Here is a 22775-nt window from a genome sequence, read left to right as displayed (position 1 = left end):
ATTAAGCAAAAAAAATATATAAAATACTGATTTATATAAGATATATTCAAAACCAAACTTTAATAAAAAACATATCACTCCGCTAAACCGTGATATAAATCACAATATAAACCACAACTTGAAAATTAATCATCGATTATCTTTTAAACGCTTTCAATTACTGACGAATTCAATTAAAATACAGCACTTGAAATCTTATATTTCGATTGTGAATCTATTGGTTTTCCTTTAGAATTCGCACTCCTTTTTGTTTGGACAGATTCCACCGTCCAAACCAACTATAATAGGTAGTGGTTAATGAAAACTCTCAGCGCTAAGCCAGCTGAAGTTCAACACGACTGGTACGTTGTTGATGCTTCTGGCAAAACTTTAGGTCGTCTTGCGACTGAAATCGCTCGTCGTTTACGCGGTAAGCATAAAACTTCTTATACTCCTCACGTTGACACAGGCGACTATATCGTTGTTATCAATGCTGAAGAAATCACTGTGACTGGTAAAAAGTCACAAGATAAGAAGTACTATCGCCATACTGGTTTCCCTGGTGGTATCCGTGAGACTAACTTTGAAAAGTTAATCGCTCACAAACCTGAAACAGTTTTAGAAAAAGCTGTTAAAGGTATGTTACCTAAAGGTCCTCTTGGTTATGCAATGATCAAAAAAATGAAAGTGTACGCTGGTACTGAGCATCCACATACTGCTCAACAGCCACAAGTTTTGGACATCTAAGGGATACAGCACATGGCTACTAACTATGGTACAGGTCGCCGTAAGACCGCAACTGCACGTGTTTTCCTATCAGCTGGTACTGGTAAACTCGTAATTAACAACCGTACTCTTGAACAGTACTTTGGTCGTGAAACTGCTCGTATGGTAGTTCGTCAACCATTAGAACTTCTTGAAGTTACTGAAAAATTTGACCTTTACATCACTGTTGCTGGTGGTGGTATTGGTGGTCAAGCAGGCGCTATCCGTCACGGTATTACTCGTGCATTGATCGCTTCTGACGAAACTTTAAAACCTGCTCTTCGTCAAGCTGGTTTCGTTACTCGTGATGCTCGTGAAGTTGAACGTAAGAAACTTGGTTTACGTAAAGCTCGTAAACGTCCTCAATTCTCTAAACGTTAATTCGTTTTCCGAATTCGGACAAAAAAGCCTTGGAATTTCCAAGGCTTTTTTTATCGCTATCACTTTACGAATAAGGACAAATTAAAAAATTCATTCTATAAAAAGAAATGATTTATAAGGTCGAACAACTGATTGCTCATTTTTGAATTAATAATGCCTAATCGTATTCATGATCAGCCATCGAATAACATCAGTAGCTAAAAGTGAGACTATTAAAAAGTAAATTGCCTTATCACAACACTTCACATATATTTTTTTGAAAAAAATATATTGAATAACATATAGATAAAGAGGAATTAAAAAAACAATAACAGTATAAAAAAGCAGAAAATAGGAAAATTTCAAAAAAAGTAAATACCACATCGCATCTACAAAACGTTCTTGAAAAGTAAGGTTTAAGGCACTGTCATACCGTAACCTATAAGGAAACAGTACCAATAGAAAGTATTGAACAATAAAGTATGCCAAATTTATTTTTAAATATGTATATCGCATAAACCTCTTTAAGGAGTCAGTCTAAATTTCCTACATTAATCATTTTTTAAATTACGACTAAAAACCTATAAATAGAGAAACAAATGACTTCAGCTGATTGAATGGTTATTTTTACACATTAAGGACAATCCATCGTAGCTGTACCAAGACCATCTTTAGAAATATATTCAGTTACTGTACATCCATCTTTTTTATAAACTTTTTTTTCACCACCAAAATCATGATCTTCAGGAATTGGAGCATTACAAAACTGACCCGTTTTTTCATGAACCATTCTTACTGGACCATCGTTATAAATTGTCACTTTACAACCTTTAACCACATACTCTTTTTTAATACCGCCGTAATTAGGCTGAACATTACAAGCTTGAGCATTTGAGCTTTCGTCACAATCTTCAGCAGCAACGATACAATCGTCAACTCCTGTACATGGATCGATGTCACTTTGCACACTATCAAATGAATCTCCTGTACCTGAAGTATTTGTTCTTTCATGATTAATATTTTGACTTGCACAGCCTAATAAGAACAACGACATTGATATAAAGCATATTATTTTCTTCATTTTTTATTTAATCCTGATTTTTATGTATTTCTAGCTTAATTGCGGATTGAATGATCGCAAAGTATCCGTGATTTTATTGTCTAAGTTTAGTATCCTATCCGATTCACTCTAGCTTGCTTGTTTTTATGTCTGTTGAGAACACTCCGCTTCAAGGTATTACACTGTATAGCCATGCAGATGACTTTCGCTCTCACTGGATTCGTTTCCTTCTTGCAGAAAAACAAATCAAACATCATTTAATTATTGCCGATGATCAAGATGAGGATTTAGCAACGCTGAATCCCTACAATCGCCTACCAATGTTATTGGAAAACGATTTAAAACTATTTAATACCAGTATCATTTCAGAATATTTAGATGACCGTTATCGTCAAAATAAACTCTATGCCGATGCCCCTGCCCCACGTGCAGAACAAAGACAATATATTTGGCGCTTTGAGCAAGATTGGTTAAAACTAGCAGATGTTATGCTTTGCCATGCAGACACTTTAGATAAAAATCAAAAACAAAAAGCACAAAAACAATTAAAAGACACTTTAATTTCTTTAACGCCTTTATTTCAGCATTATCCTTATTTTATGTCTGAACAATTCTCTATTTTGGATTGCATGCTCGCACCTATTTTTTTAAGACTAGGGCTTATGGGAATTGAACTACCAAAACAACAATGTCGCCCAATCCATTTGTATTGCCAACGTATTTTTAGTCGTCCAGACTTCATAAAATCCTTAACTTTGCAGGAAAAGAATCGTTATAGTGCATATCTAAGTCAACAATAGTACCATTAACCTTAAATTAGCAAATTTTATGGGTCATCTCTCATGTCTGAACAAGAATTGAATTTAACGCCAACACGTCCATACCTTGCTAGAGCAATTTACGAATGGATTTGTGATAACAATCTAATACCTTATCTTCTGGTCGATGCAACTAAGCCTTATACCGATGTTCCAACGCAGTTCATTCAAGACGGGCAAATTGTACTGAATATCGTTCCACATGCAGTACATAAGCTTAATATGAGCAATGATGCTGTGACTTTTTCAGCACGTTTTGGCGGTGTATCAAGAGATATTTATGTTCCGTTCAATGCAGTTTTAGGTTTATATGCAAAAGAAAATGGTCAAGGCTTGTTCTTTGACCCTGAAGAATATTCAAATGCACAAAGCGATGAAAATCCAGTAGAATCAAATCATACCGAAACAAAACAAACAGAAACACCGAAGAAAAAACCAAGTCTAAGGATTTTAGATTAAATTATAGGAGAAATTGATGGCTTTTGATTTAGTACAATATTTTGCTGAGCAGATTAAGAGTCAAAAGCCTCAGCTTCTCAGCCAATATTCGGCAGAAAAGCGTTGCCATTATCTCAATGAAATTAATACATTAAGTTTAGGACGTTTAATTAGCCTTTGGCGTAAAGATGAAGATAAAATTTATCAAGAAATTCATTCTCAAGATCCTTTATATATCCAAGAAATTTCACGTCATTTAACAACCTCTAAGCTGAATCAATCTGAACTTGCAAAACCTGAGCTTGAAAAAGCAACCAGCGAAGTGCTCAGTTTCCAACTTTCCGAACTCAAACAGCTAGATGAAACTGGAAATTATAAACAACGTGGTATGCGTGAACTGTTACTCGGTCAAATTGAGCACCTTTCCGGTCAGGCAAAGGATTGGGTTTGGTCAACGAATGAACTAAAAGAGTTAATTGGCTCTCAACCGATCATTGAAGACAAGATATCATTAGATCAAACGATGAAGGAGTTTAATCAAATGGTTAGTCACGTACAAAATGATTCACATGAAGTTGTAGAACCTGTTGTTACTCAAGTTCCGACTTGGTCAAAAATTGTAGAACCTGCTGTAGCAATTGTCATTCTTGCGATTCTCTATTGTGCTTTACAGACTGTGTTCTCTTAATTGAATTCAAGTTTTAGCATACTCAATGCCTAATTCATAATTAGGCATTTTTTATTTCATATTTTTTAATAAAACCCCCACTTAAAGATTAAAATAATTATATTAATTTAAATATAAATTTACTTAAAAATAATTTAACAATATATAAACACCAATAAACAAATTATAAATAACATTAATTTTGTGATGCGTGTCGCATTTAAAACAACAAATTAATAAAACCAACGATCAAAGCATAATATTTATGAAATCATATGATTGATTTTTTATAAACCTTATTTATACTCAACAGACCAGCTAAAAATAATTAAGCATTATATCAATCAAGCTTAGAAACTGGTATTACATGATAATCGAATACAAATATTAAGTGAGAAATAGATTATGGCTAAAGTTACTTTACAATCACTAGAATCAATCGATGGTTTCTGTGCAGCAGCACTCGTTGATGGAGAAAGTGGATTAGCACTAGCAACTCAAGGCGGTAGTGGTATTGACCTAGAACTTGCTGCTGCAGGTAACACTGAAGTTGTTCGTGCAAAACGAAAAGTGGCAAAAGCATTAAACCTCAATGATTCAATTGAAGATATTTTAATTACTTTAGGTAAACAGTATCATTTAATTCGCCCTCTAGAGAAAAATGAAAATATCTTCTTATACCTAGTATTAGATCGCAGTAAATCTAATCTAGCTATGGCACGTCATGAATTAAAAGGCTTTGAAAGTGAATTAGATTTTTCATAATTCTAAATAGCCCATTTATTATTAAATAGATGGGCTTTTTATTCACCTATTATGAAAGAGCAAAAATGATTAATAAAAGTATCAATATTGCAATATCTGGGTTAGGCTCAATAACCATCGATGAAATAAAAAAACGAATAGTAAATAGTGCTCCAAAATATGTAAATATGAATTGGACTACTCTCAATGATTCCAATTTAGATTGCATTTTGATTAATGATTCTTTTTTTGAAAGTAAGCACATTCAAAAAATCATTACTGAAAAAAAAATTCCATTTTTAAAGATCACGATTAAGAGTATCGACAAAAATCATAATGATCCTAACTTATTTTCAATTACACTAAATGATGACACTCCAATAAATAACCTTATTCAAAAGTGTATCAATTTTAAATATAACTTAACGCAACCCATTCTGGAAAAATTTGAACCTGAAGTCCCATTAAAAAGTTATCACTTTTTTAATAATCTATATTCTGAATACTGTCACAAGCTAACTTTAAGAGATCAAAATGGTATTGTGGCTGTTATCGATCACCATACACATGCCGCCTGGTCTTATTTGCTTCGCAAAATTCCAAGGTCAGACCCATCCATTAGCTATAGTGATGCTGTGACAGCCGACTTGATGCAAATATCACGCAAACATCAAGTCAACTTGGAGAACTGGATTTTTGAACTCATCTATAGCTCAAATTATCTCTTAGAGCTTCCAGAAGAGTCTGCATATTTTAAAATTAAATATTGGCCTCAACCTTTATTCTCAGAAACTAAATCCATTCTTCAACTGTCTGCCTCATTTATATTAGGTGCTCAAATTTCAAATGTTTCTGAGAAATTAGGTATTCCATTGCATATCGTCCAAAAATATGTTGCTGCCAATCAAGCAATTCAAAATATTGAGTGTATTTCAGCGAAAGATGCCAAATTTGGAACCGATTTAAATGCAGCAGTAGATACACAAGAGCAAAGCGCTACGCTTAGTTTTTTCCAAAAAATCAAACGAAAATTTGGTTTTTAGCAGCAGGTTCATATGATTATTCAAAAGCATAAAATCGTTTTCGCAGGCTCAATGGGTTCAGGAAAAACTGAAGCTATTAAATCATTATCCGATATTTCTGTGCTATCAACCGAAGCATATAACACCGATGAACAATCCCATAAAAAAATGCAGACGACTGTTGGCATCGATTATGGCGAGATTACACTTGAAGATGATATTAAGATTGGGCTCTATGGAACTCCAGGACAAGATCGCTTTAATTTTATGTGGGGAGTCATTAGTCAAGGTGCCATTGGGGCGATTATCTTAGTTGATCATACATTGAAAGATCCTATTGAAGATCTCGAATATTATATTGATTTTTTTAAAGCTCATACTGACAACATTATTATCGGGATTACACACACTGATGCGAATTTAGATAAATCTACACATATTTATCGAAAATGGCTAATGGACAAAAAGCAAAACTACCCTTTGTTCTTTATTGATGCCCGAAAAAAAATGGATGTGCTTTTACTCATTGAAGCGTTAATTACAAAATTAGAAATCGAACACATGTAAGGCTTTAACTTATGATTCCTTCGCTCAAACAAAGACAAGTTCCAGATTCTTTACTTAGAATTGCAAAAGATCAAATTAATGATGTACTAATGAATGTAAAAGGCGTCGACTTCATTATGATTTGTTCTTCTGATGGCTTTGAACTTGAAATAATTTCAAGACGTGATGCTTTCAATTCAAGTAAACTTGCTGCCGTAAGTAGCTCTATACTTGCGATGGTGAGTGCTTTTTTAAAAGAAATAGAGCTAATAGGTTGTCAGAGTATTACACTCGATGCTGAAAACGGAAAAGCCATTTTAACAGCAGTTCCTTCTGAAAAAAATCCAATGGTGATTGTAACCCTAGCTGCCAAAGATGTTCTTTTAGGGCAACTACTTTACAATTTAAAGCAAGCTAAAGAAAATATTCTTCAAGCTGATCAGTGATTTCTAATCTCAATTAAAAAAATAACCCGCCGAGGTGGGTTATTTTTTTAACTAGAAATATAAGCATTAGCACTCAATATTCAATAAAACTTGTCGCTTCTTCACTTGTTGCCCGACCTGTCCAACGATTTCACCAACGACCCCATCCACATCTGATTTAATTTGCTGTTGGATTTTCATTGCCTCCAAGATCAATAATGTCTGCCCTTTAGACACTGTATCACCTGCATTCACCATCACATTAATAATTGAGCCATCCATCGGTGCACGAATTTTACCATCACCCGCTACTTCAGCAATTTCAGGTGGTAAATAGGTGATATTTTCAACAGCAACATTACCATTCGCCGAATCAAGATAAACGACATTCGCTTCTATTGCATAATCAATTTTACGGCGTACACCATTGATTACATAAATGAGTTGTTCAGCCGTTTGATCCAAAAGATCTATCGACTGCGTTTCACCACACGCTTCCACAGTAACCAATGAACCATCGCGCTTCACGATTAAATCAATTTTTTGTTCATCGTAACGAAGTTTAAGTGGTAGTGATAATGAAATCCCAGTATTCCAACTACTTTGAGTTGATGCATTGGTAAAGAGTGATGCCACCAAAGCCAAACTTTCTAAATTTAAACTTTGTTTATTCAAGCTTACATCATCTTGGAAATGTTCCTGAATAAAGGCGGTATTGGTATCCCCCTTCACTACAATAGGATGACGAAGCAAATTCACCAAAAACTCTTTATTGCTGTTTACGCCAAGTAATACACTTTCTTCGACTGCACGTGCTAGTGAACGAATAGCATCTGTACGTGTTTCACCATAAGCGATTACTTTCGCGACCATCGGATCATAAAATGGACTAATTTCACCTTGAGCGAGCATGCCATGATCAATACGAACATTTTTAGATTCAACAGGTTTCCATCTTAAAATTTTACCTGTCTGTGGTAAAAAATCTAAACGTGGATCTTCTGCATAAAGACGCACTTCAATGGCGTGCCCCTTTAAAGCCAACTCAGACTGTTGTAATGGTAGTTTTTCACCATTCGCCACTCGAAGTTGCCATTCAACCAAATCCAGCCCTGTGACCATTTCTGTAACAGGATGCTCTACTTGCAGGCGCGTATTCATTTCTAAGAAATAGAATTCACCTGATGCATCTAATAGAAACTCAACCGTTCCCGCCCCGACATAATCACATGATTTTGCCGCTGCAACAGCAGCCTCTCCCATTCGTTGGCGTAACTCTGGTGTCATCACTGGACATGGTGCTTCCTCAACTACTTTCTGATGACGGCGCTGAATCGAACAATCACGCTCAAATAAATGCACGTAATTTCCGTGGGTATCACCAAAAACTTGTAATTCTACGTGACGTGGTGCAATCACAGCTTTTTCAATAATCAACTCACCTGAACCAAATGCATTCTCAGCTTCTGAACGCGCTGTTTTTAAAGCTTCGAGCAAATCTGCATCTTGATGGACTAGACGCATTCCACGTCCACCACCACCTGCAGACGCTTTCACCATCAGGGGAAAACCTACTTTACGTGCCTGCTCAGCAAGAAAATCAATATCTTGTTGATCACCTTCATAGCCGGGTACACAAGGTACGCCCGCTTGAATCATGGCAATTTTAGATAGACGTTTACTCCCCATCAACTCAATTGCTGAAGCCGTTGGACCTATAAAAGTAATATTATTGTTGATACATGCTTGAGCAAAATCAGTATTTTCTGACAAAAATCCATAGCCTGGATGCACTGCATCAGCACCTGTTTTTTTACATGCTTCAATAATTTTTGTAATGGATAAATAAGATTCTGAAACTTTAGATTCACCAATAAATACAGCTTCATCTGCGACTTGAACATGTCGTGCATACTGATCAGCCTCAGAATACACTGCAACTGTTTTATACCCCATTTCTTTTGCAGTTTGCATTACACGAGCAGCAATCTCACCACGGTTAGCCACTAATACTTTTGAAAAAGCCATATGATCACCATTATTGTTTTTCTGAAACCTCCTCATTTCACTGAGGAGGTATTTTCCATTTTTTTACTTGGCTTTGAGTAAGCCAACAGCGTGATTAGTTATCCATCCAATTTGGATTACGTTTTTGAATAAATGCCATTGTCCCTTCCATACCTTCGGCACTATTGACTGCCTCCGCAAATTGCACTGCTGCATCATCCAATAATGTATTTAAGGGCTCGTTTTGTGCACGATGGATTAATGCTTTGGTTGCACGAGAAGCCAAAGGTGCAGTTCGTAAAATGAGCTCTAATGTCGCTTGGATGAGTTGTTCTAGTTCCATCGATGTATCTGCAACTTCGTGCACCACACCTATTCGCAATGCAGTTTCACCATTAAATCGACCACCCAATAAAGCTAAACGGCGCGCTTGCGTCAATCCAACACGCTTCACAACGAATGGTGCAATTTGCGCAGGTAAAATTCCTAAACCTGTTTCAGGTAGACCAAACTTGGCATCAGCATGCGCAATCGCAACATCAGAAACACATGCCAAACCAAAACCACCACCTAATACCGCACCTTCCAATACAGCCACTACAGTTTGCGGTGCTTGATCAACCAGTTCGATCATCGAACCAAAGACACGGTTAAAGTCGATATAAGGTTTATTACTTCCTACATTCATGGCTTCAGCACGAATACCTGCCATATCTTTAATATCACCGCCCGAACAAAAATGATTTCCATGACCACGGAAAACAACTGCACGAATTGAAGTATCATCTGCAATGGCTTTGAATACACTCATGATCGATTTGACCATATTGAGACTCATTGCATTTCTACTGGCAGGGCGGTTAAGCCAAATTTTTAGAATTGAACCTTCTTGTTCTAATTGAATACTGTCATCTTCTAAGATCTTATTCAGTGGATGTGAATAGTTCATACTCATACTCCTTATTTACGTTTACCCGGTAAGGTATCCATAAGTTTGCAGATGATGCCAAGCATGATTTCATCGGCACCACCACCAATCGAAACTAAACGCCCATCGCGATAAAATTGTGCAGCGGGGTTATCATTCATAAAACCATTACCACCCCAGAACTGTAAACAACTATCTGCAACTTCACGAGTTAAACGTCCTGCTTTTAATTTTGCCATTGATGCAATTTGAGTTACATCCTCACCCGCTATATGCAACTCACATGCACGGTAGTTCAATGCTTTGAGCGCTTCTACTTCTGTCATTAATTCTGCAAAACGGAAATGAATGTATTGGTTATCAATAAGTGGTTGACCAAATGTCGTACGCTCACGCGTGTACTGAATAGTCTTCTCGATACAGTTCAACATTCCGCCCATTGCATTGGCAGCACCCCACATCCGCTCTTCTTGGAACTGTAGCATCTGCATCATAAAGCCCATGCCTTCTGTACCGACTAAGTTACGTTGCGGAACACGCACATTGTCAAAAAATACTTGTGCTGTGGTACTTGAGCGCATTCCCAGTTTATCTAAAGGTTCAGAGAAACTAATCCCAGGCGTTTTCGCAGGTACCACAATCATCGATTTATTAAAATGCGGTTTGCCATCAGAGGTATTCGCCAATAAACAAAAAAAGTCAGCTTGGAGTGAGTTGGTGATCCACATTTTGTGACCATTGATGATGTAATCATCACCATCTTTGGTTGCTGTGGTCTTTAGCGCAGCCACATCAGAACCTGCTTGAACTTCAGAGACTGCAATCGCAGCAACCTTCTCGCCTGCAACAGCAGGTGTTAAAAATTCATCTCTTAGTTCTTTACTACCGAAACGTGCGATCGCTGGGGTTGCCATATCCGTTTGGACACCCATCGCAAGTGCAACACCGCCTGAGTTAATTGCACCTAACTCTTCTGCCACTACCAAATTGTAAGAATAATCCAGAGCCAAACCACCATTTTCTTCAGGCTTGCAAATCCCCAAAAGCCCCAAATCTCCCATTTTTTTGAAGACTTCATGAATGGGGAAGCGACCAGCGGCTTCCCATTCCGCAGTAAATGGGTTGATTTCATTTTCTACAAATTGGCGTGTTGTACGGCGTAAAGCATCGTGTTCTGAAGTGAATTTCATTGTTTTATCCTTAAATTTTAATTTTGTTGATCTATTTTTATCTCTTGCATATATTCACTTTTCAAAGAGATGAGCAATATCTTCCTCTATAGAAAGCTAGAACCGTGACACACCGAATCGTGTCGGGTTTAAGTCCCGTTTTTCAGCTTCATAAATAGTTTGTAATAAGAAAATAAGTACTTTACGTGTATCTCTTGGATCAATAATGCCGTCGTCATGCATCATTGCTGTGTTAAATAACGCAGTAGATTGAGACTCCAATTTCATCGCAGTACTTTGCTCTAAGAAATCTAGCATCTGTTCGTTCGGCTCCATGCCTGAAGCTTTCTGCTTTCCTTCAGCTACAATACGAAGTACTTTTCCTGCTTGAGCAGAGCCCATCACGGCAACGTGAGAATTTGGCCATGCAAAAATAAACTCTGGTCCAAGTGGACGACCACACATTGCATAGTTACCTGCACCATAAGAGCCATGGGCAATGATCGAAATTTTAGGAACAGTCGCATTTGCCACAGCTTGAATCAACTTAGACCCATGCTTAATAATGCCGTTTTGTTCCGCATCTGTACCCACCATGAAACCTGTGGTGTTATGTAAGAATAAAATCGGACGACGTGTTTGTTCGCATAAATGAATAAACTGAGCTGCTTTGGCTGCACCCTGTGGCGTAATTGGACCATTATTGGTAATGATCCCGATATGTAATCCACCAATTTGTGACCAACCACATACAGTATGTGAGTCATATTCATTTTTAAATTCAAAGAAATCTGAATCATCAACAAGACGGGCAATGATTTCTTTCATATCTAAAGGTTGTTTAGGATCACTTGGAATAATCCCCAACAACTCTTCTGCTGAGTAACGTGGCTCTTTATATTCAACGTTGAGCTTTTCAGTTTTTTCTTTCCAGTTTAAATGCCCAAAAATTTCACGTGCAATACGAATACCATCTGCATCATTTTCTGCTAAATACTCTGCAGTCCCTGCAACCTGTGCATGCATTTCTGCACCACCTAACTCCTCAGCTGTTGCCACTTCACCTGTCGCTGCGAGCAATAATGGTGGTCCCGCAAGTAACATTTCGGTTTGCTTACGGACAGTAATTACATAATCAGATAGACCCGGTTGATAGGCTCCACCTGCCGTTGCATTTCCATGAACCACAGAAACTTGCGGAATACCCATCGCTGACATACGCGCTTGATTAGCAAACGTTGTACCACCTGCTGTAAACACCTCAGCTGCATAATTTAAGTTGGCACCACCACTTTCAGCCAAAGTCACGATCGGCAATTTTTGCTTCATCGCAATTTGCTGTAACCGAAGTGTTTTATGCACTCCCATCGGTGCCATCGTTCCACCTTTAATTGCACTATTACTGGCGGTCACCAAACAGCGCACACCATTAACAAAACCAATGCCTGCAATGATGCCACCACCTGCATCTGATCCATCTTTATCATCATGCATGTTGTAGCCAACAAGACCACATAGCTCTACAAATGGAGAATCGGCATCAAGTAATAAACGTACCCGTTCATAGGGTAAAATTTTGCCTCTTTTTTCAAATTTGGCTTTTGCGGCATAAGAGCGTTCAACGCCCTTTTGTTGAACGGCACGTACTTCTTCCAATTGAGCAAGCAGTGCTTTTTTATTGGTTTCAAAAACTTCACTTCCGACTGTCACTTCAGATTGGAGTATCGTCATGATGGTGATCCTTCAAATTAATTACTTTTTATTTTTAATAACATCTGGAATAAATGCGCGATGGAATCCGTTAAACGATTCGCTATTTTTGGCATCTGATAATGGGTACATTCGTGTTCCTTGCGATGCAGCACCATCAATCCGCAACGTCACCCCTGATACGAACGCTGCCGCATCTGAAAGCAAATAGACAATCGCAGATGACACTTCTGACTCTGTTCCCATTCGTTGAAGTGGTACATTATTGGATAAACTTGGGATAATCACTTCTGCAAATACACCTGAGTAGGTATCCATTCCAGAGGATAAAATCCAGCCTGGTGCAACTGCATTCACTCGGACACCTGACTTACCCCATTCAACAGAAGCCGTTTTGGTCAAGTTATCCACACCTGAACGTGCTGCTCCAGAATGCCCCATGCCAGGCATACCGCCCCACATATCAGCAGTCATATTGACGATGCTGCCACCATTTTTTTCCATCCATTGGTTATACGCTTCGCGCATTAAATAAAACGTTGAATGCAGGTTATTTCGAATCACCGCATCAAAACCATTCGCTGAAATACTCTCTAATGGTGATGGAAATTGACCACCTGCATTATTCACCAAGCCATCTAAACGTCCGAATTTTTCAATGATTTCAGCAATCATCTCTTTGACTTGCTGTTCTTCACGGTTGTCACACACGATGCTGTGAACTTTACCGCCATCTTCAATGATTTCTTGGCTGACTTTATCGAGCTTTTCTTGCTTACGACCTGTAATCACCACTTGAGCACCCAATGCTGACAACTCATGTGCTGTACAGCGTCCAATCCCTGAACCACCACCTGTAATAATGATGACTTTGTCTTGAAATGCATCCGATCTAAATATGGAGTGATAACTCATCGTCTTATTCTTCCTTCCTGAATCTTTTCATTATTTTGATGTTGAGATGATTAAAATCACCTCAAACTGATTTAAATTTTTATGTAAATTTACTTGATCAGTGTTGCTGGAATTTTCACTGGCATATCAAGTAGCTGTTGTGCAAATGCTTTCCCTTGCGGATCAATACGCAGACTTGCAATACCACCACCACCTAAAGCATTTTCAAGCAATATATTCAGTGCATTCATACCAGGGAGTTCATATCGAATTACTTTATTAGTTTGTCCTTCAGCCGTTCCCTCAAATACATGTTTCATATATTCAGCAATGTTTTGCTCAGTCAGCGAAGCACGAATCCACGGCAAATATTCAGACTGACGTGCAATCACACCGATATTGCTGTAATTCCCTTTATCACCACTACGTGCATGTGCAACAGTAACCAGTGGTACTTCAATTTCCTGACCTGTCAGCTGAGCAATCTCACCCGCAGGCAAAGTATTCACATTAAGATCAGTGCCCTTTGGAATTTCCACACGATGTCGTTCACCATTGATATCCACTTCAATATTTAAATGATCTTTATCCACCAAGAAAGAAAATAGTTTAATCACAGGCGATGGTTTTGGACGACCACCGACAATTCCTGCAAGCGCAGGTGCCATGCCTGTTGAAGCTTGTGCAATCTCAGAAGCAAAGAACATACATGCCTCTTTAAACATATGTTTGACTGCAATTTTTACTACGACTTCACGGTTACCATGAATACGACGATGCGCACCATAGGTTGATTCTGTACCTAAAATTTCGACTGATTTTTCACTAAATGGCGGCACTGAGCGAAGTGCAAGAACACGCTCAACTTTGGTTAGAATCGCATTCGATACAGCAAGCGCTTTTTCTTCAGCGTCTTGACCCGCTAGCATAAAGCTAACTAATACACGGTTACCATCTGGATAAGTGGTGCTGACTTTGTATTGATTGGTTGGCGCTGTACCTGTCGCACCAGTCACCTTGACACGATGTTCACCGACTTGTTCCAATTTGACTTGGCTAAAATCAGCCGTTACATCTGGCAGTAAATATGCTTGAGGATGACCAATTTCATAAACAATTTGCTCTCCCACTGTACCAACAGAGACTAAACCACCTGTGCCTGCAGGCTTGGTTACAATGAAGCTACTATCGGCAGCAACTTCAACAATTGGAAAGCCCATATTGTCAAAGCCTTCAACCAAACGCCAATCAGTAAAATTTCCACCTGTACACTGAGCGCCACACTCAATCACATGACCTGCAAGTGAACCTTGTGACAGCTTGTCATAATCATCGAGTGACCATTGATATTCATGTAATAAAGGACCAAGTACCACAGCTGAATCAACAACACGCCCTGTAATCACAATATCTGCACCTAAATCTAGCGCATCACGAATCGCAACTGCACCTAGATAAGCATTACTACTTGCAACATGAGCAGGCAGATCTTCACCACTAAACATCTCTTTGGTATTTTTCTTTTGCAGTTCAGCGTGTTGATCCATTAAATCATCACCTAAAACCACTGCGACTTTTAAGTCTAAACCCGCATTGCTAATCACTTGCTGTAAAGCATCTCGACATGCCAATGGATTCACACCACCGGCATTACTCACCACTTTAATTTTTTTATCTGCAATTTTTTTAATCAGTGGCGTCATCACACGACTTACAAAATCAAGTGCGTAACCATGTGAAGGTTCTGTCATCTTTGCCTTTGCCATAATCGACATGGTGATTTCTGAAAGATAGTCAAATACCAAATAATTAATATCTGACATATGCACCAACTGGAATGCTGCCGTATTCGTGTCGCCCCAAAATCCTGAAGCACATCCAATTTTTACAACTTTTTGATCATCCTGATTAATCATCATTGCTTTCTCATTATTCTGTTTAGAATTTAAGCTTAACTTACCAAGCAAGCGCTTGGTTTGTAAAGTGCAAAATGTTATGATTATTTGCAAATGTGCTTAAAGCTGAATTCAAAGCAACAGTTTTAAAGGAATTTAATGATAAAAATAGGATAAAATAACAAGATGATTGCGACCTCTATAGAACAGATTCAACCGATAGCCTGCTTCGATGACACCCCACGGGGACGCTTACTGTTAGGCGCAGCTTACCTGTTTCATAAACAAGGCTATGCTAAAACTACCGTTCGTGAACTTGCCCAATTTATTGGTATTCAATCAGGTAGCTTATTTCACCATTTCAAAACCAAAGATGACATTCTCGCGCATGTGATGGAACAAACCATCATTTACAACCATGCTTGTTTAGAAAATGCGATTCAATGCTCTCATGACCCCGAACAACAACTCAAAGAACTAATCAGAGCGGAACTTCAAGCTATTTCAGGTGATACAGGATCGGCTATGGCAGTTTTGGTGTATGAGTGGTTTGCGCTATCACCAGAAAATCAGCAAAAGTTATTAAAGCTACGAAATGATTATGAAGGCATCTGGCTGAATGTCATTCAGACATTGCATGATCAAGGCAAAATTAAACATGATCCTTTTATTTGGCGTCGTTTAATCGGTGGTTCAATCGCATGGACCGTGACTTGGTACAATGTTGATGGCAAATTATCACTCGATCAATTGACCAATATTGTTTGGGATATGACACTCAATCAATCACCCTCTCTTACATAGAAAAATAGGTGACTTTAAAAGCCACCTATTTTCGATTCAATATGATTGAATTGCCAACTTTAGATCAAAACCCTAACTGACGGCTTGCTAAATCCTTCATGATTTCTTCAGCGCCACCGCCAATCATATTCACCTTCACTTCGCGGTAAATACGTTCAGATTTCATTCCACGCATAAACCCCATGCCACCCAACGTCTGTACCGCTGCATCTGCACAAAACTGCATCGTCTGAGTCGCAACATTCTTAAGCATACAAATTTGCGCGATCAATTCATTGCCTTGTAATTCAGGACGTCCCATTTTATATGCGGTATCTTCAAGCATGGTTCTCGTCATTTGTAATCGTGTCGCCATATCCACGAGTTTATGACGAACCACTTGATGATCAACCAAACGCTTACCAAATGTTTTTCGTTGTTGCGCCCACTCTAAAGCCTCTTCATAGCACACTTTGGCATAACCATAACTGCCCGCCGCCAAGAAAAAGCGCTCCATGTTAAAGTTATTCATAATCACAAAGAAACCCATATTTTCAGGTCCAATTAGATTCCTAGCAGGCACACGAACTTGATCAAAATGTAAATGTGCCGTATCAGACGCCCACCACCCCATTTTATCCAATTTATTTTTGGTAATCCCTGCTGAATGCGCATCGATTAATAACATCGAAATTCCATTAGGACCTTTAGCTTCAGGATCTGTACGTACTGCAACAGTATAGTAATCAGCTCGAATACCTGACGTGATAAATGTTTTCTCGCCCGTCACAATATAATCATCACCATCTTTAATAGCCTTTGTTTGCAAAGCAGCAACATCAGAACCACCACCAGGTTCAGTAATCGCTAAGGCTGATATTTTTTCCCCTGATAATATCTTAGGTAAAACTTCAGCTTTAATTTCTTCACTTGCAAAACTGTTGATCGGTGGAGCTCCAATCATATGTGATAGTAATGATGCAACTAAGCCTCCTGATGCACATTTTGCTAATTCAACACATCCTAACAATGTATAAAAGGCATCTGTTTCAGTTGTTCCACCATATTTTTCATCAAAACCAGATGCCATTAAACCCACGTCGGCTGCCTTTTTATAAAGCTCACGTGGAAATGTTCCCGCTTCATCCCACTCATTTACATATGGGCTAATTTCTTTTTCTACGAATTTTCTTACAGCATCAGCAAATGCAAAATGTTCATCAGTATAATAAATTGGATTGTATTGCATCAAATGTGTCCCTGAAATTATTTAAATCCTTCAGGTTCATACTGACATTTATTGTTAAATATTTAATAGCAAGAAACATCAATCTCTTAGCATTAATCAACAAACTTTCATTTCCAAAAATGAGCTACCGCCAACTAATGCTCACATCAACCGCCCTATAACATCATGTATTTAAATATCAATCTTTAAAATACAAGCCAATCTCTAGCTCATCTCAGTCTCTAATTCATATAATCTTCTGTTTTATTTAAATAATTGTTGATGTAATTAAAGTAAAACCATAGATATTTAAATAGCTCTAATCTGTTCAAAACTTTTGATTATTTATCATGATAATAAGACAATCATGAAAATAAATAGATTCACTAAAATTAACTATAAAGACTAAAAAATTCATAAAATATAGAATAATTGATGCAAAAATGTAGTTGACCTACAGTAATGATCATCAATACTATAAAAAGCATTTTTTACACCAGTAAAACCCAATAAAATATATTCTCATAATTAGGATAATATAATGACTCAACTTGCAAAAAATTGGATCAATCAAGAATGGTTAGATTCACCTATTCATACGACATCAATTAATCCAGCAACCTATGAAAAAATTGGCGAATATGCAGATGCGCAGTTAGATGATGCTCAAAAAGCGGTAGAAGCTGCTAAATTTGCTTTTAAAAATACAGACTGGGCTAATGATCGCGCTTTAAGAGCTCAAGCACTTTTTGAGCTTGCAGATGTATTTGAAAAATACACCTCTGATTTAATCGAAATTTTATCAACTGAAAATGGAAAAATAAAAGAAGAGGCCGCCTTTGAAGTAACAATGGTCCCATCAAAATTACGCTACTATGGATCATTAACACGTACCGAATACGGACGTGCATTAGAGCCAAAACCAGGTAGCTTTTCTATGGTTATCCGTCAACCTATGGGTGTTGCCGGAATTATTGTGCCTTGGAATTCACCAGTCGTGCTCATGATTCGCTCACTTGCTCCTGCTCTAGCAGCAGGCACGACAACTGTTATTAAAATGCCTGGGCAAACAGCGCAAACTAATGCCCTTATTTCTAAAATTTTCTCAGAAGTTAAATCACTACCCAAAGGTGTGATTAATTTATTTAGTGAATCAGGTGCAGATGGCTCAAAATTTTTGATTGAATCCCCTGATGTTCCAGTCATTAGTTTTACAGGAAGTACGACAACAGGACGTTCAATTTCCGCAACAGGTGCTCAACATTTAAAACGCTTTGGATTAGAGCTAGGCGGTAAAACACCGATGATTGTATTTAACGATGCAAACCTCGACATCACGATTCCTAAACTTGTTAAAGCTTTAACCGTATTTAGCGGTCAGTTTTGCATGACTGGATCACGTCTATTGGTACAAAAAGAAATAGCAGAAGAAGTTAAAAAACGTCTAGCTGTCGCAATTGAAAATGTAAAAGTTGGTCCCGCTGCAGACCCTTCAAGTGAAATGGGACCAATAATTGATAAAAAAAATGTAGAGCGTATTAATAATGTTGTAGAGAAAGCAATCAAAGAAGGTGCTCAAGTTATCGTTCGCGGTGGACCAGTGACAGAAGGTGAATTGACCAAGGGTGCATTTTATCGCCCAACTTTACTTGAAGTAGAAAATCATAGTCTAGATATCGTTCAACAAGAAACGTTTGGGCCTGTTTTAACGTTACATGTTTTTGAAACTGAGCAAGAAGCGGTTAAGTTAGCTAACGATAGTGAATTCGGGCTTGCAGCCAGTATTTGGAGCACTGATGTAAATCGTCCTCTACGTATAGCTCGTGAACTAGATGCAGGTACCATTTGGATTAATGATTGGGCGGTGATCTACGATGAGTTTGAAGAAGGTGGTTTTAAACAATCAGGTTTAGGACGTATGAATGGTGTAGGTGCTATGGATGACTTTATCGAATATAAGCACATTACGATAAGTATCGGCGTACTCTAAACCTTATTTATACTTTTTCACACTATCCGAATCTTCAGATTCGGATTTCCATTGTTATTCTTGTTTATTCTCAATTTTATTTTTATCGCACATAAAAAAACACCCCCTGTATGACAGGGGGTGTTTTAGGAATAATGAGCTGGCGATGACTTACTCTCACATGGGTAACCCCACACTACCATCAGCGCAAAGAGGTTTCACTTCTGAGTTCGGGAAGGGATCAGGTGGTTCACTCTTGCTATTGTCGCCAGCACAACTGTTTATGGATACTTGCTTAGGTCTTATAAAGTGCCTGAGCTTTCTACCAAATGAGTTATTAACAGATTATATCTGAGTTGAATATTGTCATACTAACGGGCTTCTGAATCAAGCTGTTTTGATGAATATCGAATCAATTGAGCTTTATACAACAACTGTTTGGGTGTTGTATAGTCAAGCCTCACGAGTAATTAGTATTGGTCAGCTTCACATATCACTATGCTTCCACATCCAACCTATCAACGTTGTAGTCTTCAACGGCTCTTTAGAGGACATATAGTCCTTGGGAAATCTTATCTTGAGGTAGGCTTCCCGCTTAGATGCTTTCAGCGGTTATCCCTTCCGAACATAGCTACCCGGCGATGCGACTGGCGTCACAACCGGTACACCAGAGGTTCGTCCACTCTGGTCCTCTCGTACTAGGAGCAGATCCTCTCAAATTTCCAACGCCCACGGTAGATAGGGACCGAACTGTCTCACGACGTTCTAAACCCAGCTCGCGTACCTCTTTAAATGGCGAACAGCCATACCCTTGGGACCTGCTTCAGCCCCAGGATGAGATGAGCCGACATCGAGGTGCCAAACACCGCCGTCGATATGAACTCTTGGGCGGTATCAGCCTGTTATCCCCAGAGTACCTTTTATCCGTTGAGCGATGGCCCTTCCATACAGAACCACCGGATCACTAAGACCTACTTTCGTACCTGCTCGACTTGTGGGTCTCGCAGTTAAGCGCGCTTTTGCCTTTATACTCTACGCGTGATTTCCGACCACGCTGAGCGCACCTTCGTACTCCTCCGTTACTCTTTAGGAGGAGACCGCCCCAGTCAAACTACCCACCAGACATGGTCCTCGCTCCAGATAATGGAGCAGAGTTAGAACCTCAATATTACCAGGGTGGTATTTCAAGATTGGCTCCACTCGAACTAGCGTCCGAGTTTCAAAGCCTCCCACCTATCCTACACAAGTAAGATCAAAGTTCAATGTCAAGCTGCAGTAAAGGTTCACGGGGTCTTTCCGTCTAGCCGCGGGTACACCGCATCTTCACGGCGAATTCGATTTCACTGAGTCTCTGCTGGAGACAGCGCCCCCATCATTATGCCATTCGTGCAGGTCGGAACTTACCCGACAAGGAATTTCGCTACCTTAGGACCGTTATAGTTACGGCCGCCGTTTACTGGGGCTTCGATCAAGAGCTTCGCTTACGCTAACCCCATCAATTAACCTTCCAGCACCGGGCAGGCATCACACCCTATACGTCCACTTTCGTGTTTGCAGAGTGCTATGTTTTTAATAAACAGTTGCAGGGGCCTGGTTTCTGTGGCTGTCAACCGCTCAGGAAGTAAATTCCATCACCGTCGACAGCGTACCTTCTCCCGAAGTTACGGTACCATTTTGCCTAGTTCCTTCAGCAGAGTTCTCTCAAGCGCTTTGGTCTACTCGACCTGACCACCTGTGTCGGTTTCGGGTACGATTCCTGTGTAACTGGAGCTTAGAGACTTTTCCTGGAAGTATGGTATCAGCCACTTCACTGCACAAGTGCAGCTTGCTATCAGTTCTCAGCATAGAGTACCCCGGATTTGCCTAAGATACATGCCTACAACCTTCCACCTGGACAACCAACGCCAGGCTGACTTAACCTTCTCCGTCCTCTCATCGCATTACACAGAAGTATTGGAATATTAACCAATTTCCCATCGACTACGCCTTTCGGCCTCGCCTTAGGGGTCGACTCACCCAGCCCCGATTAACGTTGGACTGGAACCCTTGGTCTTTCAGCGAGCGAGTTTTTCACTCGCTTTGTCGTTACTCACGTCAGCATTCGCACTTCTGATACCTCCAGCATACTTCTCAATACACCTTCATCGGCTTACAGAACGCTCCCCTACCACTTGCAATAAATTGCAAATCCGCAGCTTCGGCACATAGTTTTAGCCCCGTTACATCTTCCGCGCAGGCCGACTCGACTAGTGAGCTATTACGCTTTCTTTAAAGGGTGGCTGCTTCTAAGCCAACCTCCTAGCTGTCTATGCCTTCCCACATCGTTTCCCACTTAACTATGATTTTGGGGCCTTAGCTGGCGGTCTGGATTGTTTTCCTCTTGACTACGGACGTTAGCACCCGCAGTCTGTCTCCCGGATAGTACTCATTGGTATTCGGAGTTTGCATCGGTTTGGTAAGTCGGGATGACCCCCTAGCCGAAACAGTGCTCTACCCCCAATGGTATTCGTCCGAGGCGCTACCTAAATAGCTTTCGGGGAGAACCAGCTATCACCAGGCTTGATTAGCCTTTCACCCCTATCCACAAGTCATCCCCTGGCTTTTCAACGACAGTGGGTTCGGTCCTCCAGTTAGTGTTACCCAACCTTCAACCTGCTCATGGATAGATCGCCTGGTTTCGGGTCTACACCCAGCAACTAAACGCCCTATTAAGACTCGATTTCTCTACGGCTCCCCTATTCGGTTAACCTTGCTACTGAATGTAAGTCGCTGACCCATTATACAAAAGGTACGCAGTCACCGGACTCAATGCCGGCTCCCACTGCTTGTATGCATGCGGTTTCAGGATCTATTTCACTCCCCTCACAGGGGTTCTTTTCGCCTTTCCCTCACGGTACTGGTTCACTATCGGTCAGTCAGGAGTATTTAGCCTTGGAGGATGGTCCCCCCATATTCAGACAAGGTTTCACGTGCCCCGCCCTACTCGACATCATCATATAAGCCCTTTCGTGTACAGGACTATCACCCACTACGGTTGCACTTCCCAGAGCATTCCACTAGAACTTATATGACTTAATGGGCTTTTCCCCGTTCGCTCGCCGCTACTAAGGGAATCTCAATTGATTTCTTTTCCTAAGGGTACTGAGATGTTTCACTTCCCCTCGTTCGCCTCGTATGACTATGTATTCATCATACGATACCTGCCTTATGACAGGTGGGTTTCCCCATTCAGAAATCTCCGGATCACAGGATATTTGCCGCCTCCCCGGAGCTTATCGCAGGCTATTACGTCTTTCATCGCCTCTGACTGCCAAGGCATCCACCACATGCACTTAATTACTTGACTATACAACCCCAAACAGTCGTTT

19 protein-coding genes and 2 rRNA genes are annotated in these 22775 nt (G+C 39.6%); 11 read left to right on the top strand and 10 right to left on the bottom strand.

Translation table 11 applies throughout. The features are described 5' to 3' along the window. Positions 1-297 precede the first annotated feature (297 nt). Together rplM and rpsI are read left to right on the top strand one after the other, a co-directional pair. Positions 298-726: a 50S ribosomal protein L13 gene (gene rplM / locus AC5YDM_RS13465; RefSeq protein ID WP_496126280.1), complete on the top strand. Its 429-nt coding sequence runs from the start codon at positions 298-300 to the stop codon at positions 724-726. 12 nt (positions 727-738) lie between these two features. Next, positions 739-1125 (top strand): 30S ribosomal protein S9, encoded by a 387-nt coding sequence (rpsI, locus tag AC5YDM_RS13460; RefSeq protein ID WP_004647927.1) that lies wholly within the window; start codon positions 739-741, stop codon positions 1123-1125. 613 nt (positions 1126-1738) lie between these two features. On the opposite strand, the gene AC5YDM_RS13455 is transcribed toward rpsI, so the two are convergent. Beyond that, the gene (locus AC5YDM_RS13455; protein ID WP_496152592.1) at positions 1739-2158 is read right to left on the bottom strand and encodes a hypothetical protein; all 420 of its coding nucleotides are present in this window, start codon (positions 2156-2158) and stop codon (positions 1739-1741) included. A gap of 152 nt (positions 2159-2310) precedes the next feature. On the opposite strand from AC5YDM_RS13455, the gene AC5YDM_RS13450 reads away from it, so the two are divergent. From AC5YDM_RS13450 to AC5YDM_RS13420, 7 genes are all read left to right on the top strand, one after another. Then, on the top strand, positions 2311-2964 hold the full coding sequence (locus AC5YDM_RS13450; protein ID WP_496152591.1) for a glutathione S-transferase N-terminal domain-containing protein: 654 nt from the start codon (positions 2311-2313) through the stop codon (positions 2962-2964). 42 nt (positions 2965-3006) lie between these two features. Then, entirely contained in the window at positions 3007-3441 is a 435-nt protein-coding gene (locus AC5YDM_RS13445) for a ClpXP protease specificity-enhancing factor (protein ID WP_496152590.1), read from the top strand. 16 nt (positions 3442-3457) lie between these two features. Next, the gene (locus tag AC5YDM_RS13440; RefSeq protein ID WP_496152589.1) at positions 3458-4108 is read left to right on the top strand and encodes a hypothetical protein; all 651 of its coding nucleotides are present in this window, start codon (positions 3458-3460) and stop codon (positions 4106-4108) included. Between the two features lie 384 nt (positions 4109-4492). Further along, positions 4493-4852, top strand: a complete 360-nt coding sequence (locus AC5YDM_RS13435; protein WP_496152588.1) for a roadblock/LC7 domain-containing protein — start codon at positions 4493-4495, stop codon at positions 4850-4852. 65 nt (positions 4853-4917) lie between these two features. Continuing rightward, complete coding sequence (locus tag AC5YDM_RS13430; RefSeq protein ID WP_496152587.1) at positions 4918-5874, top strand: hypothetical protein; 957 nt, start codon at positions 4918-4920, stop codon at positions 5872-5874. A gap of 12 nt (positions 5875-5886) precedes the next feature. Continuing rightward, positions 5887-6420, top strand: a complete 534-nt coding sequence (locus tag AC5YDM_RS13425; protein ID WP_496152586.1) for a GTP-binding protein — start codon at positions 5887-5889, stop codon at positions 6418-6420. Positions 6421-6431: 11 nt separating this feature from the next. Continuing rightward, on the top strand, positions 6432-6845 hold the full coding sequence (locus AC5YDM_RS13420; protein ID WP_496152585.1) for a roadblock/LC7 domain-containing protein: 414 nt from the start codon (positions 6432-6434) through the stop codon (positions 6843-6845). Positions 6846-6911: 66 nt separating this feature from the next. Here the strand turns inward: AC5YDM_RS13420 and AC5YDM_RS13415 are convergent, their stop codons facing one another. From AC5YDM_RS13415 to AC5YDM_RS13390, 6 genes are all read right to left on the bottom strand, one after another. Beyond that, entirely contained in the window at positions 6912-8852 is a 1941-nt protein-coding gene (locus tag AC5YDM_RS13415; protein WP_496152584.1) for an acetyl/propionyl/methylcrotonyl-CoA carboxylase subunit alpha, read from the bottom strand. A 94-nt stretch (positions 8853-8946) separates the two neighbouring features. Then, positions 8947-9780: an enoyl-CoA hydratase/isomerase family protein gene (locus tag AC5YDM_RS13410; protein ID WP_496152583.1), complete on the bottom strand. Its 834-nt coding sequence runs from the start codon at positions 9778-9780 to the stop codon at positions 8947-8949. Between the two features lie 11 nt (positions 9781-9791). After that, a complete protein-coding gene (locus AC5YDM_RS13405; RefSeq protein ID WP_496152582.1) occupies positions 9792-10949 on the bottom strand; it encodes an acyl-CoA dehydrogenase family protein in 1158 nt (385 codons plus the stop codon). 96 nt (positions 10950-11045) lie between these two features. Next, the gene (locus tag AC5YDM_RS13400; protein WP_496152581.1) at positions 11046-12659 is read right to left on the bottom strand and encodes an acyl-CoA carboxylase subunit beta; all 1614 of its coding nucleotides are present in this window, start codon (positions 12657-12659) and stop codon (positions 11046-11048) included. Positions 12660-12680: 21 nt separating this feature from the next. Beyond that, positions 12681-13553 (bottom strand): SDR family oxidoreductase, encoded by an 873-nt coding sequence (locus AC5YDM_RS13395; protein ID WP_496152580.1) that lies wholly within the window; start codon positions 13551-13553, stop codon positions 12681-12683. A gap of 89 nt (positions 13554-13642) precedes the next feature. Further along, entirely contained in the window at positions 13643-15451 is a 1809-nt protein-coding gene (locus AC5YDM_RS13390; protein WP_496152579.1) for an acyclic terpene utilization AtuA family protein, read from the bottom strand. Positions 15452-15613: 162 nt separating this feature from the next. Here AC5YDM_RS13390 and AC5YDM_RS13385 point away from each other — a divergent pair, with 162 nt between their 5' ends. Next, positions 15614-16231, top strand: a complete 618-nt coding sequence (locus tag AC5YDM_RS13385) for a TetR/AcrR family transcriptional regulator (protein WP_496152578.1) — start codon at positions 15614-15616, stop codon at positions 16229-16231. 64 nt (positions 16232-16295) lie between these two features. Here AC5YDM_RS13385 and AC5YDM_RS13380 read toward each other — a convergent pair whose 3' ends face one another. Beyond that, positions 16296-17459: an acyl-CoA dehydrogenase family protein gene (locus AC5YDM_RS13380; protein WP_496152577.1), complete on the bottom strand. Its 1164-nt coding sequence runs from the start codon at positions 17457-17459 to the stop codon at positions 16296-16298. Between the two features lie 520 nt (positions 17460-17979). Between AC5YDM_RS13380 and AC5YDM_RS13375 the strand changes: the two genes are divergently transcribed. Further along, entirely contained in the window at positions 17980-19428 is a 1449-nt protein-coding gene (locus AC5YDM_RS13375) for an aldehyde dehydrogenase family protein (RefSeq protein WP_496152576.1), read from the top strand. Between the two features lie 137 nt (positions 19429-19565). On the opposite strand, the gene rrf is transcribed toward AC5YDM_RS13375, so the two are convergent. Beyond that, positions 19566-19680: ribosomal RNA gene (gene rrf / locus AC5YDM_RS13370) — 5S ribosomal RNA — on the bottom strand. A gap of 176 nt (positions 19681-19856) precedes the next feature. Beyond that, positions 19857-22753 (bottom strand): 23S ribosomal RNA (locus AC5YDM_RS13365). Positions 22754-22775 lie beyond the last annotated feature (22 nt).

This window comes from Acinetobacter sp. CY81 (assembly GCF_059515925.1).
This window is presented reverse-complemented; position numbering and strand designations above follow the sequence as displayed.